The following is a 13,358-nucleotide window of genomic DNA, read 5'->3' on the forward strand; positions in this document are numbered from 1 at the left end:
GTCAGAATAGAGTTATTGGCATATGCCAATAACTAATAAGGATACTCCCATGCCCAGACCCAGAAAATGCCGCCGCCTGCAGCATGGCACGCCCTGCCGCTTCTACAAACCCAACGGCATTCCGGCCTCAGCCCTGGAGGCAGTCGCCTTGGCGGCCGATGAGTTTGAGGCCCTGGCGTTGGCCGACTTTCGCGGTCTGGCGCAACAAGAGGCCGCCGAGCAGATGGGGATATCCAGGCAGACCTTTGGCAACTTGATTAAGCAGGCCCGCCATAAACTGGCCAAGGCCCTGATAGAGGGACAGATGCTGGAGTTGCCCCACACTGAGGAACAGAGATGATAGTGATACCCATGAGCCGGGGCCGCTTGGCCGGGCATTTTACCAAGGCCAAAGAGCTGGCCTTTTATGATAACGAGCACAACCACTGTTTTACCCTGGATAATCCGGCAGCCGCAGGCGGCAATTGCGCCGCCAAAAAGGCGATGCTGCAACTTATCAAGGACAAAGGCGGCCGCATTGTGTTGGTGGATCAAATCGGCGAGCGAATGTTGGGTAAGCTGCTCGATGGTGGCATCAGCGTTTGTCGGCCCGGCAAAGAGAGCCGCGATATCGCCGCTTTGCTGGTTGCGGCCAGTGATATTCAGTTACGGCTGACCAGTGCTGCGGCTGGACGCCCGTCACTCAAACATCAAGCCAAAGGCGGTTGTGGTGGCGGCTGCGGTTGTCATGGTCATAATGAAACCGGCGCAGCTTGTCATGGTGAAGATCATGGCCATGAGGGGGAGGCGAAAGGCGGTTGTGGTGGCGGCTGTGGCTGTAAGAGCCGCACCGAGGCCAAACTAAAACCCCTTGGTGATTCGCTAAACCAGCAAGGCAAGTTGAGTTACGCAGGCTTCAGGCCTTTGCGATAAAGCCGTCTGCAGAAAAAAAAGAGTGCCGACAGAAAGCCGGCACTCTTTGTTCATCTTGTGTTATCAATCATCCAGGCGGCACTGGCTCAGCAGTTCACCACTTAAGTGGCATTCCAGCTCGACCCTTTTGCCAATATGAGGCTTGAGGCTTTCATCGCTGGCCTTATAACCCCAGAGGCTGGCGCCTTGGCCGTCATCATTGACCAAGCCCTTGAGCTCTATATCTGCTTCCTGGATCTCAGGTTCGATCTCCATCACCAGGAATTGACCATTTTGCTCAGAGCCTTCAACCTGTACCCAGGTACCGTTGAGGCTGGCTTGGTTCAAACCATCTTCAAAACGAGTTTGAGGTGTCAGTGTCAGTACTATGCCGTTGATGCTGAATACACCGGCGTCATACACAGCCTTGCCTTCAACTTCAAAAGCGTGGCTTGCAATTACTGGTGGCTGACTCTGTTTTTCAAAGTCAATCTCGGTGGCCTGCAGCTCTTGAGTGTCGTCTTGCCACAGGCCTTCCACATCGACCAAGGCGCCGGGTTTGAGATCGGCAACAGTACCATCTTCAAAGTGGGTTTTGCCATCCAGGATCACTTGCCATTTTTGGTTCAAGGTAAAGCGGGTCTGCAACTCGTTGACCCAGGTAACCTGACCTTCGAGTTCCACCTCAGTGCCCTTGTCCAAATCCGGGGCGCGTTCGACTTCCACTTCAGAAGCCAGCAATACTTCACCCTGATATTGACCTTCAACTTCTACCCAGGAACCGTTGGCCAGCGTGTCATCTAGCTGAACGGCATTGGCACCATAGTCCACCTGCATATTACCGAGATAGAACTGCTTCAGATGAGTGTCCAGCTTGCTTACCCGCCCTTCAACTTCCATCTCTTGCCTGTCATTGTCGATAGCAAAATAGGTGGCCTTGAACTGACTATCACTCAGGTTGTAACCACTGAGCTCAACTATGTCACCTGCCTTGACTTTATTGAGGTCAAGTCCAGTTACTTGGTAACCGGCCACAATAGCTTGCTCGCCATCAATTGCGCTCACCGGGGATACCAGCACAGGGTCATAGTCTACGCTGATGGCACTGCTGCCATCTGTCTTGATGTTGAGCTGCATACCGGGCTTCAACTCAGTGATGCTGGCCTTGGTTTCATTGATTTCAACACTGGCCCTGGCCGCCGGGATTGCTACACCATTGACCCAAAGCGTATCCGTATCGACCTTTTGCAGGGTACCTTGGATAGTCTTGGCCAAAGTGGCAACCGGCGGTTGGGGATCGGGATTGTTCGACTCATTGGAATCTGAACCGCCACAGGCGCTCAGTCCGGCAACGAGAGGAACCAGCCATATGCTTCTTTGCATTCTGTTCTCCTTAGGGTCTTGGTTTTTAAAGCGGCGGCAGGATAAACAACTGTAGATGAGGCTAAGATTAGGGCGGGATGAAAGTTTATTAATGATCGTATGCAGCCGTTAAAAAATAGAGGGTTACTTTGAAAATCTCCGTGCAGATGTGTTTGGTTTTTGAATTTAGTTAAGGTTTAAATCAGCATGATTTACTGCAATCGGCAGACAAACATGCTGTCTGCACGCTTTTTGTTCAAATCCCAAGCCAACTTAAATGGGAAATCGTATGATTTTTAGAGGATTTGTAAGGGAGGTATACAGGCAGTTGGAGAATCTGAATAGCTAAAAAAGAGAACAAGTTACTACTTGGCTCTATGCTTTTTTATAGCTAAAGTTATCAGTATTATAAAAGTTGTGACAATGACGTCCCCACTAATCAGGAAGATACTATGACCCCCACCAAAGAGCGCTCCTTGGATTTGGAAGTGATCAGTCTACTGGAAGACCGGCAGACGATTCATGCAATTAAACTCCTGCGAGAACGAGACAACCTGAGCCTGAAAGAGGCAAAAAAGAAGGTGGATGACTATTTGCAGGGGCATCCTGAACTGGAATTGGCCGACAAAGAACCCGGAAGCGGCAATGCCATTGTCTGGATAGTGCTGGTAGGGTTGGCTGCAGCAGCAGCCTTGGCTGTCTCGACTCACTTATAGTTGTTGAGATATCTCTATTTTAAGCCGTTACAAGGCGAGTTTATTTAAACTTTTCTCATTTAAAGGCAGGGAAAATTGAATATTTTAAATTCTCTTTGCATCTTTTGCCATTTTTGACTAATTGTTGAGCCTGAGTCGAGAAAACTCACGGAAGCGATTGGCTTGAATGTGGTACCTTTGCCCGCTTTGATTTTGACAAGATGACGCCCTTGTGCGGCGGAGACATAACAATGAATAACAAACACTGGATTGGCAATATCGGCGTGCAAGTCGTCATTGCCATGTTTTTAGGGGCGGCTGTAGGCTGGTGGTTAGGTGAGGATGCCAGCATGTTTGCCCCATTGGGGACTATTTTTATCCATTTGATCAAGATGTTGGTCATACCGCTGGTATTGGTGGCTATCATCTCTGGTGCTGCCAGTTTGGGGGACACCCCTTCGGCTGGGAAAATCGGTCTAGGAACATTCGGCTTCTTTATTGTGACTTCGGGTATCGCAGTCACCTTGGCACTGGTGCTGGGAAACCTGTTTCAACCGGGTAAGGGAGTTGATTTTACTGCCCACAGCATGACTGACCTAATGGAAGTTACCAAAGAACAGGGCGATCTCCCCGGGGTGATGGATACCTTCATCGGCATGATACCAACCAATGTATTTGAGTCGCTGACCGGAGGGAATATTTTACAGATCCTGGTGTTCAGTATTTTCTTTGGCATAGCACTGACCAAGGTCAAGGGCGATGGCGCCAAGCCGATCCTTGGGGCGCTTAATGCCATCACAGAGGCTATGGTCTGGATGATTAACTGTGTCATGTTGGTGGCACCCATAGGGGTATTCGGTCTGATGGCCGACTCAGTCGGCACCTTTGGTTTTGATGCCCTTGAGGTGGTATTCAAGTTATTCATCGTCTTCGTTGGTGCAATTTTGATTTACGCTTTCATCTTCTTCCCCTTGATGGTGCAGCTGTTTTCCAAGGTGTCGGCGGCGCGCTTCATCAGTGCAATGAAAAAGCCCCAGGTGATGGCCTTGTCTACGGCTTCCTCCATGGCAACCTTGCCGGTGAATATGGAAACCTGTGAGCAGGAGTTGAAGGTCTCAAAAGCCACGGCTTCTTTCGTATTGCCGTTGGGCGCCACCATCAATATGAGCGGCAACGCCATCTATTATGGTTTGGTCGCCATGTTCTTTGCCCAAATGTATAACATTGATCTGAGCCTTGCCGCCTATGCGGCTATCATCTTCACCTCTACCTTGGGTGCTATTGGCCAGGCCGGGGTGCCTGGGCCTTCTTTCCTGGTGGTGGCCGTATTACTGGCGGCCAAGATCCCTATCGATGGACTGCCACTGCTGTTTGCCCTCGACCGGATTTTCGACATGATACGTACATCGCTGAATATTACCGGCGATGCCGCCTGCGCTCTGGTGATGGATAACTTTTGTCCCGAGGAAGCCAAGAGCTGATAGCGTGAGTTTGTTTGCCGCGAGCAGATAATAAAAAGCCAGGAAATAATTCCTGGCTTTTTTCATGGGTGGAGATTATTCCGCATCACCCAGTGACAGCAGAGTAGCATTGCCACCTATGGCTGTGATGTTGTTGGTGCGGGTCTTTTCTGTCATAAAGCGGGTCAGGTAGTGTGGCCCGCCGGCCTTGGGACCTGTGCCGGAAAGCCCCTGACCACCGAAGGGCTGCACACCCACCACGGCGCCAATCTGGTTACGGTTAATATAGACGTTACCTACATTGACTTGGTCGGCAACGCTCAGGGCGTGGCCTTCGTTGCGGCTATGGATCCCCAGAGTCAGACCAAAGCCTGTGCTGTTGATATCGGCAATCACCTTGTCCAGCTCTGAGGCTTTGAAACGGATAACGTGCAGTATTGGGCCGAAATGTTCTTTCTCCAGCACCTTGATGGAATCGATTTCCACCGTGGTTGGAGCAACGAAATGGCCATCCTTGCAGTCAGCGGGCAGCTCCACCTGTTTGATAAGCTTGCCTACCTGTTTGATGTGCTCGATATGGGCGTTGAGATTGGCTTTGGCTGTGGCATCGATCACAGGGCCGACATCTGTCTTCACTGAACCAGGATAGCCAATGCTGAGTTCATCCATTGCACCCTTGAGGATCTCCAGTACCCGATCGGCGATATCTTCCTGCAGATAGAGTACCCGCAGCGCCGAGCAGCGCTGGCCAGCGCTGGTAAAGGAAGAGGCAACCACATCGTTGACCACTTGCTCCGGCTGGGAGGTGGAGTCCACCACCATGGCATTTTGACCACCGGTTTCGGCGATAAGAGGAATGATGGCACCTTCGCGGGCAGCCAGAGCACGGTTGATCACCTTGGCCGTGCCGGTCGAACCTGTGAAGCAGACACCGCCGATACGTTCGTCGCTGGTCAGTGCGGCGCCGACACTGGCGCCTGTGCCCGGCAGGAATTGCAGCGCTTCTTTGGGGATCCCGGCTTCATGGGCCAGTTGTACGGCGCGGTAGCCCACCAGGCAGGTTTGCTCGGCCGGCTTGGCGATAACTGTGTTGCCGGCAGCAAGGGCTGCTGTCACCTGACCGAGGAAAATCGCCAACGGGAAGTTCCAGGGGCTGATACAGACAAAGACACCGCGGCCTTGAACAAACAGTTCGTTCAATTCACCGGTTGGCCCGGGGAGCAGTTCGGGCTTGCTCATCATCTTCTTGGCCTGCACCGCATAGTAGCGGCAGAAGTCGATGGCTTCTCGGACTTCATCTATGCCGTCCTGCAGGCTCTTGCCGGCTTCACGGGTACAGAGCACTATCAGTTCTTCGCGATTTTCTTCCAGCAGGTCGGCCAGTTTTTGCAGTGCGCTGGCGCGCTGTGCCACCGGCGTGCGACACCAGGCTGGGAAGGCGGCGACGGCTGAACTGATGGCCTGCTCAACGGCTTGGTTGTCGGCAAAAACCACCTGACCGACGGTTTGTGTCGTGTCATAGGGGCTGACAACCGGCTTTGACTCGCCGCTCAGGGTTTCACCATTGATCAGCGGGCCGGCATGCCATTGATGAGCCTTGAACTGATCCAGTGCCGCGAAGAAGGGTTCGGCTTCAGAGAGAATGTTCATATTGAGTCCCTTGGAGTTTTTGCGTTCGCTGCCAAAAATGTCGGCAGGCTTCACTATCTTGTTATTGGCCAGGGTTTTGTATTGTTTGACTGTCACCAGAGGGTGGGTGATCAGTGAATCGATTGGTGTGTTGGGATCCACCAACTTATGCACAAATGAAGTGTTGGCACCGTTTTCCAGCAGACGGCGCACCAGATAGGGCAGCAGATCTTTATGGGCACCTATCGGGGCATAAATTCTGACGGTGCGAGCTCGGCTTTCCGCCAAAATGGTGTCGTACAACTCCTGTCCCATGCCGTGCAGACGCTGGAATTCAAACTCACGATCGCCGGCCATATCGCTGATGGCAGCGACTGTCTGGGCGTTATGGCTGGCAAATTGTGGATAGATGGCACCACGGGTCTTGTCCGATAACAGGAAACGAGCACAGGCCAGATAGGAGAGATCCGTCCCCACCTTGCGGGTGTAGAGGGGGTAACCGGCTTCACCTGCCTGTTGGGCCCACTTGAGTTCGCTGTCCCAATAAGCGCCTTTCACCAGTCGCAACGGGATTTCATCGCCTTGCTTTTTGGCAAGCTTGGTCAGCCACAGGAGTACAGGCAGTGCCCGTTTGGAGTAAGCCTGCACCACTATGCCCAATAGACCCCAGCCCTTGGCGGCTTCTGAGTTATATAGTTTGCGGAACAGCTTGAGGGACAACTCGAGACGGTCTACCTCTTCGGCATCGATAGAGATACCGACATTCAGGCTGCGAGCCTGCTCAATCAGCTTGATCACTGTGGCATACAACTCGGACATGACTCTGTCTTCATTGGCCACTTCATAGCGGGGATGCAGCGCCGACAGCTTGATGGAAATCGTCGGTCTGGGCGCCTGGGATTCATCGTACTGCTGGGCTCCCAATTCGCTGATGGCGTGGGAGTAGTCCTGGAAGTATTTCTCGGCATCTCTCTGGGTCAGAGCGGCTTCACCCAGCATGTCGTAAGAGTGGGTATAGCCCTGCTTGCGCTTGTCTTCACTGTTTTTCAGCGCTTCTTTAACTGTGCGACCGAGTACGAACTGTTTGCCCATGATCTTCATGGCGGCATACATGGCTTGACGGATCACCGGCTCACCCAGGCGATTAACCAAGCGCTTCAATAAGTTGCTTGGACTGCCATCCAGGTTGCGATCAAGTTTGACGATTTTGCCTGTCAGCATCAGGCCCCATGTCGAGGCGTTGACCAATACTGAATCACTCTTTGACAGATGCTCGTCCCATTTGGCACCTGAGAGCTTGTCTTCAATCAGGGCATCGGCCGTTTCCGGATCCGGGATCCGCAGCAGGGCTTCGGCCAGGCACATGAGTATGATGCCTTCTTGAGTTTCAAGGCTGTATTGCTGTAAAAAAGCGTCTATACCTACCATCAGACCTTTTTTGTCATATTGACGAACCTTGCTGACCAAGTCGTGGGCGCGACGGGTCACACGCTCAATGGTTTCGTCACTCGACGGGACTAGCTTGATCAGATCGGACAGATATTGCTCTTCGTCGACAATATAGTTGTCACTGATGGCTTTAAAGAGTTCGTCGAGATTGGCGCTATCATAGTGGCCTGCCAGAACTTCACTCGCTTTGAACATAGTTATCGCTTCCATCTAAGCCGGTTGGGGGGCAGTTAATGACTGCTCGAATTACCTGGAATATGTCTGACGCAAAAGACGCTTTATTAATTTTGTATACAATATTGGCGCTTGCGCGCGCCGATTATACAATCAAAATGTGATCTGTGACACCAATCTTGGCAGGAATGTGAAAATTGTTTAATTGGCTTTACGCACCCCAGCTGTAAAGTCACATAAACAAAAGGCCAGTGGTTTTAAACACTGGCCTTTAAGAAGGGAAAAATGTTATTACATCCAACGATCTTTCTTGCGTCGCTGTGGTCTTGGCATGTAAACCAGAATAACCCCGAGGATTAAACCCAGGGCGGCGATGAGTCCGCCTTCTTGCCACATACGGAAACGCTCATTGTCTTTCATCGATTTGAGCTTGGCGATGGCTTCATCGCGTTCTGCACTGGCTTGGGCCAGTTCGGCCTGGGCTTTGCTCAGCTGAGACTTGAGGCTGCCAAGCTCGCCCTTGAAGTCACCATTTTCGCTCTGAAGTCCTGTGAGCTGGCTTTTGGCTTCGACCAACTGGCTTTCCAGTTCTGAGACGCGAAAACGCAGCGACTTGTCCTTGGAGATCATGCTGGTCAGTACCCAGCCTTCACGATCCTTATGGTCGATAATCTTGGTGTAATCGCCTTGGCGCTCAGGCAACACGTTTATCTGCTGACCGGCTTCGATACTACCCAGGATCCGGTATTGAGTGCCGGGTCCACCATGAATGTAGATGAAGACATCATCCGAAATATAGCGCGTCTGGCCTTGGGCCAATAGGGTGGGAGACAGGAGCATCATCCCTATGAGAGTCAGGAGTCTTAACACTTAGTCATTCTCTGTCGCAAAATACTGCCCACATGCTAGGGATTTGAAGGCTTCAATGCAAGAGGGAAGTCATTCGACTTCCCTCTTATAATCATGATATTTACCGTGATTTCTAATGCTACTTCTGTTAACCGAACACACCTTTGATGGTGAAGAAGAACAGAATAGACAGGCCGGCACCGGCTGGCAAGGTCACTACCCATGAAACTACAATGTTGCGAACCACACCTATATTGATGGCGGCAATACCCCTGGCCATACCCACACCCAATACCGCGCCTACCAGAGTTTGAGTGGTGGAAATAGGTAAACCTGTGCCCGAGGCGATAACCACGGTTGAGGCTGCGGCCAGTTCGGCGGCAAAGCCACGACTTGGGGTCAGGTGAGTAATATTCTTACCTATAGTGGTCATTACGCGCTTGCCGAAGATGGCCAGACCCATAACGATACCGACGGCGCCCAGAGGCAGAATCCACCAAACCAGCGGTGCCTTGGCTTCAATGGCACCGCCACTGTTTACCACAGAGACAACTGCAGCCAATGGACCAATAGCATTGGCCACGTCGTTGGAGCCGTGGGCAAAAGCCATACAACAGGCGGTCACAACCATCAGAATGGCGAAGACTCGTTCAACATTGCCGAAGTTGGTCTGGCGATCGTTTTTGCTGCTCATCTTCAGACGGCTGATGGCGATTTTACCCGCAATACCCACCAGAATGGCGATCGCCAATGCCAACAGATAGGCCTCTACAGTGCTGAACTTGAGACCAACATGCTTAAGGCCCTTGGTGATGGTAACCAAAGACATTACAAAGCCGGCAAAGGCCATGTAGAAAGGCACATAACGTTTAGCGTTTTCCAAAGGGTTTTCAGTATTGAAAATCAGTTTTTGTACGCTCTGGAAAATCATAAAGGCGATAAAGCCTGAGATGGCCGGGGTGACGACCCAAGAGCCAACGATACCAACGACTTTGCCCCAGGCAACGGCTTCAGTGCCCACACCCACAGCAGCAAAGCCTATGATGGCTCCCACGATAGAGTGAGTGGTGGAAACCGGCCAGCCAAGAGCTGATGCGGCGACCAACCAAATACCCGCAGCCAATAGAGAGGCTATCATGCCGTAGACCAGTAGCTCGGGGCTATCTACGAAGAAAGCGGAATCTATGATCCCTTTTCGTATAGTACTGGTGACTTCACCACCGGCCAGATAGGCACCGGCGAATTCAAAGATCATTGCGATAATAATCGCTTGCTTAATGGTAATAGCGTTTGAACCAACAGACGTACCCATAGCATTTGCTACGTCGTTGGCCCCAATGCCCCAGGCCATAAGAAACCCGAAAACAGCCGCGATACCTATGAGCCATGGGCCATAGGTGACTAATACATCAACCATGTTGTTACCTTGATAACCTTTTGTTTGTTAGACGCGAGCCAGCATCAGCTCAAGGCGGGAACCGACACGTTCGGCAAGATCTGCCAGGTCACCAACCCACTCAATTATCTTATAGAGGAACATGACATCGATAGGATTAAGCTCAGCTTCCATGGCGAACAGCTGTCGACGCACCTGAATTTGCAGATCATCAGTGTCTTCTTCGATAGCATCGAGTTCACTGATCATTTTGGCTACCAAATCCACTTCACGGCCTCTAAAGCCTGCTTCCAGCAGATCATCGAGCTCGTTGATCGCTTCTTTGGCCAGGGCGACTGCATCTAGGCAGCGCTGCAAATAAGCGATGAATGGGGTTTGGATGGTTTGAGGAACAAGCAGTTGGCGGCCGATGATTCGACCGGAAATATCTTTAGCTTTATTAGCGATTTTGTCCTGTTGGGTCAGGAGCTCCAGTAAGTCAGTCCTTTCTACTGGCATAAACAAGCCACCTGGCAGTGTCAGGCGGATTTCGCGTTTAAGAAAGTCAGCTTCTTTTTCCTCTTGGCTGATCTTCTTGCGAATAGTGACCGCACTGTCCCAATCTTCAGCTATGGTCGCTTCGAAGAAGGGCACGAGTAGCGAAGCACAATCGTATACTTTGTCTATATGCTCTTGCAGAGGTTTTATCGGCGATTTTGCAAACACGCCTAAAATAGAGTTTACTGGCATAGCCGTTTACCTATTTAGGTTATTCCACTATTGGAAATGCGGGCGAATGTTAACCCAAGCGTCCGCTTATTGAAACTGTGTTTTTACAGAAAACACGTCAGTTTTTATTCTATCGGGTTATATATCACCCGACAGGATAATCCTAGGTCATTTTTGTGACAACAATATGACATTGTGACCTTTGAATGACGAGATGATGAATTTTTGATGACAAAATGAGCAGTAGCGCACCATGGATGCCGACAATCAACAAAATGAGATAGAACTTAAGCTCTTTTTCCCCGCCACAGAAGTCAGTCAGCTGACCACATTTCTGAACTCTTTACCCGCCGCTACATCCCAGGGATGCCAGCAGTTGAGTAATGGCTATTATGATACGCCAGAGCTGGCACTGCGTCAGCTGGATATGGGGCTTAGAGTCCGCGGATGTGACGGTAAGCGGGAGCAGACCATAAAAACAGCCGGTCGGGTCAGCGGTGGGATCCACAGTCGACCGGAATACAATGTCGATATTGATGCCAACAGCCCTGTTTTATCGCTGTTTCCTGCTGAAATTTGGCCTGAGAATACCGATATCGACGGACTGCAAGCCCGCCTCGGTTGCCTGTTTCATACTGATTTTCAGCGTTGCTGCTGGTTGGTGATTCAGGGGGATAGCCTGATAGAGCTGGCACTGGATACCGGCACTATCAGTGCCGGGGGCCGGAGCGAATCGCTTTGTGAGCTGGAATTTGAACTCAAGCGGGGCCGAGCAGCCGATCTCTTACCGCTGGCACAGCAGGTGGCAGCCAATGTGCCCCTGCGCCTGGGGAAGGCCAGTAAGGCGCAGCGAGGCTATCGCCTGGCGCAGCAGGCCAGTCCACTGGCGTTGGAAGCGCTGCAATATATCAGTCTGCCCTGTGATAATGATATCAAGGCGACACTCTTGGTGGTGCTGGAAACGGCGTTGGAGCGTTGGCAACTGTTGGAGGGCATGATTGCGGAGAGTTTTGATGACCCGGTAGGGCAAGCGCTATTGTGGCAGCGTCTGCGCTCTTGCGTGCGCCTGCTGCGCTTGACTTTGGGGCAGTTCACCCTGGGCAACAGCCAGACCAAAGCGGGATTTTCCTGGCTGGAGCAGCAACTCGCTTTTGTGACAGAAGCCAATTATCTCGGGCGTTTGGCCCAGGATAAGTTGCTGCTTGGTAAGCTGGGCAATGCGGGGGATGTGCGTGAACGGGCATCGCAACAGTTGCAAAATATGGATTTCCACGGCCGTTTACAAACGCTATGGCAGGATTGCCGCTATGGTCAGCTGCAGTTGCAACTGGTGAACATGTTGCTCGAACTTGCCAGTGGTGAAATGCAGATAGTCGTGGCCGGTGGCTTGAAGGGAACCTGTGACGGTCTGCAGGAGGCATCCTGGCAAAAGTTGTTGGCGGCCATGCCGGGGGATGAACTCAGCCGTGATGACTATTTGAAACTGGCAACGCCCTTGGATGAAGGCATCTTGGTGGGGCTGGCTTATGGCAGTCTCTACTCATCCAAGGCTCGCGATAGTTTCCGTGCCCCCTGGCAGGACTTGAGTCATGGGATCATCAGTCTTGGCGCTTATGTCATGGCCGAGCAGTTGGCGCCTGAGTGTGCCGAAGCCTTGACCGACAAACAGCAGAGTTTGATTTTTGCGATGGAGCAATCCCGCAAGATGGCGCTGCAGCAACTCCCTTACTGGCGTTGACGCCTTGAACGCCAATTGCTGTGCAAGCCACTCTACTACAAAAGAGAAGGCCACGAGGACTTATTCGCGCCTTCCCTAAGTTTTCCGGAGGAGTCGCCCGGAAATAAGCACAAAGAAGGACGCCTAGGCGTCCTTCTTGTTGATTGGATTAGTCCCGCTGTTGCTGCGCCAGTTTCTGCTTCAAGTCGGCGATCTCCGTCAGCATCTGTTGTTGGTTAGCTTCCATGCGTTCGAGTACCAGATCCAACTCGCTCTTGATGACCTTGCTTTGGTTTTCCAGGCTCTCTTGTTCATCAGGGGCGACAAACAGCGATGCCATATAACCGGAAATGACCCCGAAGAAACTGACCCCGCAGACGATGACTATGCCACCTATTACATGACCCACAGTCGTCACGGGGTAAAAGTCACCGTATCCGACGGTGGAAATAGTCACAATTGCCCACCAGATAGCGTTTTCGGCGGTTTGAATATTGGCGCCTTCGACGCCGCTTTCCACCAGCAACATCAATACCGAGGCGATAGTGATGATAGTCACCATGGACACCAGTAGGCTGGCGATAGTGGCTTGACGTCTTTGTTTCAGCAGTGGCCCTATCAGCGAACTGCTCATGCGAATGAGCCGCAATACCCGGAGGATCTGGAATAAACGGGCGAAGCGCAGCGCTTCAATCGCCGGAATGCTGGCGACAAAGTCGACCCAGTGAGACTTGATATAAGCGAGTCGATTCTCTGCCTGAACCAAGCCCACCAGGAAATAACTCATAAAGATAAAACAGATACCCGTATCGATATAAAACAACAGCTTATGGGTTTCAGGATCGACAGGGACAAAGGTCATGATCAGGATCACAACCACAGAAATCAGCGACAATAACATCATCGCCAATTCGAAAGGGGAGACTTGAACAGGCGGCTTCAGGAACCAGCGAGGTTTATCCGGCATTGGTTCTTCCATTGAAAAACTTGATATCCTTTCAGGGTAAAAGACTTACCGTTTCCTGTAA

General features: G+C 51.6%; 11 protein-coding genes. 5 read left to right on the plus strand and 6 right to left on the minus strand.

Annotated features, from left to right (window positions below; translation table 11 throughout):
• Positions 1-49: 49 nt before the first annotated feature.
• Both AYI96_RS02620 and AYI96_RS02625 read left to right on the plus strand, forming a co-directional pair.
• On the plus strand, positions 50-340 hold the full coding sequence (locus AYI96_RS02620) for a DUF134 domain-containing protein (RefSeq protein WP_025888568.1): 291 nt from the start codon (positions 50-52) through the stop codon (positions 338-340).
• Complete coding sequence (locus AYI96_RS02625) at positions 337-912, plus strand: NifB/NifX family molybdenum-iron cluster-binding protein (protein WP_039034520.1); 576 nt, start codon at positions 337-339, stop codon at positions 910-912. Before AYI96_RS02620 ends, AYI96_RS02625 begins: the two co-directional genes overlap by 4 nt.
• 63 nt (positions 913-975) lie before the next feature.
• Here the strand turns inward: AYI96_RS02625 and AYI96_RS02630 are convergent, their stop codons facing one another.
• Entirely contained in the window at positions 976-2,274 is a 1,299-nt protein-coding gene (locus AYI96_RS02630) for a DUF5666 domain-containing protein (protein WP_144360952.1), read from the minus strand.
• 431 nt (positions 2,275-2,705) lie between these two features.
• Here AYI96_RS02630 and AYI96_RS02635 point away from each other — a divergent pair, with 431 nt between their 5' ends.
• Both AYI96_RS02635 and AYI96_RS02640 read left to right on the plus strand, forming a co-directional pair.
• The gene (locus AYI96_RS02635; protein ID WP_039034522.1) at positions 2,706-2,969 is read left to right on the plus strand and encodes a hypothetical protein; all 264 of its coding nucleotides are present in this window, start codon (positions 2,706-2,708) and stop codon (positions 2,967-2,969) included.
• 230 nt (positions 2,970-3,199) lie between these two features.
• Positions 3,200-4,429 (plus strand): dicarboxylate/amino acid:cation symporter, encoded by a 1,230-nt coding sequence (locus AYI96_RS02640; protein WP_039034523.1) that lies wholly within the window; start codon positions 3,200-3,202, stop codon positions 4,427-4,429.
• A 75-nt stretch (positions 4,430-4,504) separates the two neighbouring features.
• Here AYI96_RS02640 and putA read toward each other — a convergent pair whose 3' ends face one another.
• From putA to AYI96_RS02660, 4 genes are all read right to left on the minus strand, one after another.
• Positions 4,505-7,696: a bifunctional proline dehydrogenase/L-glutamate gamma-semialdehyde dehydrogenase PutA gene (gene putA / locus AYI96_RS02645; protein WP_186300001.1), complete on the minus strand. Its 3,192-nt coding sequence runs from the start codon at positions 7,694-7,696 to the stop codon at positions 4,505-4,507.
• Between the two features lie 255 nt (positions 7,697-7,951).
• Positions 7,952-8,530: a TIGR04211 family SH3 domain-containing protein gene (locus AYI96_RS02650; protein WP_083399717.1), complete on the minus strand. Its 579-nt coding sequence runs from the start codon at positions 8,528-8,530 to the stop codon at positions 7,952-7,954.
• Positions 8,531-8,657: 127 nt separating this feature from the next.
• The gene (locus tag AYI96_RS02655) at positions 8,658-9,926 is read right to left on the minus strand and encodes an inorganic phosphate transporter (protein ID WP_039034526.1); all 1,269 of its coding nucleotides are present in this window, start codon (positions 9,924-9,926) and stop codon (positions 8,658-8,660) included.
• A gap of 27 nt (positions 9,927-9,953) precedes the next feature.
• A complete protein-coding gene (locus tag AYI96_RS02660; protein WP_039034527.1) occupies positions 9,954-10,634 on the minus strand; it encodes a TIGR00153 family protein in 681 nt (226 codons plus the stop codon).
• Between the two features lie 232 nt (positions 10,635-10,866).
• Here AYI96_RS02660 and AYI96_RS02665 point away from each other — a divergent pair, with 232 nt between their 5' ends.
• Complete coding sequence (locus AYI96_RS02665) at positions 10,867-12,351, plus strand: inorganic triphosphatase (RefSeq protein WP_039034528.1); 1,485 nt, start codon at positions 10,867-10,869, stop codon at positions 12,349-12,351.
• 148 nt (positions 12,352-12,499) lie between these two features.
• On the opposite strand, the gene AYI96_RS02670 is transcribed toward AYI96_RS02665, so the two are convergent.
• Positions 12,500-13,297 (minus strand): ion transporter, encoded by a 798-nt coding sequence (locus AYI96_RS02670; protein WP_039034569.1) that lies wholly within the window; start codon positions 13,295-13,297, stop codon positions 12,500-12,502.
• Between the last annotated feature and the right edge of the window lie 61 nt (positions 13,298-13,358).

Origin of the sequence: Shewanella sp. MSW, from assembly GCF_007636515.1 — a bacterium.
Classification (GTDB): domain Bacteria; phylum Pseudomonadota; class Gammaproteobacteria; order Enterobacterales; family Shewanellaceae; genus Shewanella; species Shewanella indica.

Bases quoted from the DNA above. Each gene is read 5' to 3' on its own strand.
- AYI96_RS02620 (WP_025888568.1), top strand. From the start codon at position 50: ATGCCCAGACCCAGAAAATGCCGCCGCCTGCAGCATGGCACGCCCTGC.
- AYI96_RS02625 (WP_039034520.1), top strand. From the start codon at position 337: ATGATAGTGATACCCATGAGCCGGGGCCGCTTGGCCGGGCATTTTACC.
- AYI96_RS02630 (WP_144360952.1), bottom strand. From the start codon at position 2,274: ATGCAAAGAAGCATATGGCTGGTTCCTCTCGTTGCCGGACTGAGCGCC.
- AYI96_RS02635 (WP_039034522.1), top strand. From the start codon at position 2,706: ATGACCCCCACCAAAGAGCGCTCCTTGGATTTGGAAGTGATCAGTCTA.
- AYI96_RS02640 (WP_039034523.1), top strand. From the start codon at position 3,200: ATGAATAACAAACACTGGATTGGCAATATCGGCGTGCAAGTCGTCATT.
- putA (WP_186300001.1), bottom strand. From the start codon at position 7,696: ATGGAAGCGATAACTATGTTCAAAGCGAGTGAAGTTCTGGCAGGCCAC.
- AYI96_RS02655 (WP_039034526.1), bottom strand. From the start codon at position 9,926: ATGGTTGATGTATTAGTCACCTATGGCCCATGGCTCATAGGTATCGCG.
- AYI96_RS02660 (WP_039034527.1), bottom strand. From the start codon at position 10,634: ATGCCAGTAAACTCTATTTTAGGCGTGTTTGCAAAATCGCCGATAAAA.
- AYI96_RS02665 (WP_039034528.1), top strand. From the start codon at position 10,867: ATGGATGCCGACAATCAACAAAATGAGATAGAACTTAAGCTCTTTTTC.
- AYI96_RS02670 (WP_039034569.1), bottom strand. From the start codon at position 13,297: ATGCCGGATAAACCTCGCTGGTTCCTGAAGCCGCCTGTTCAAGTCTCC.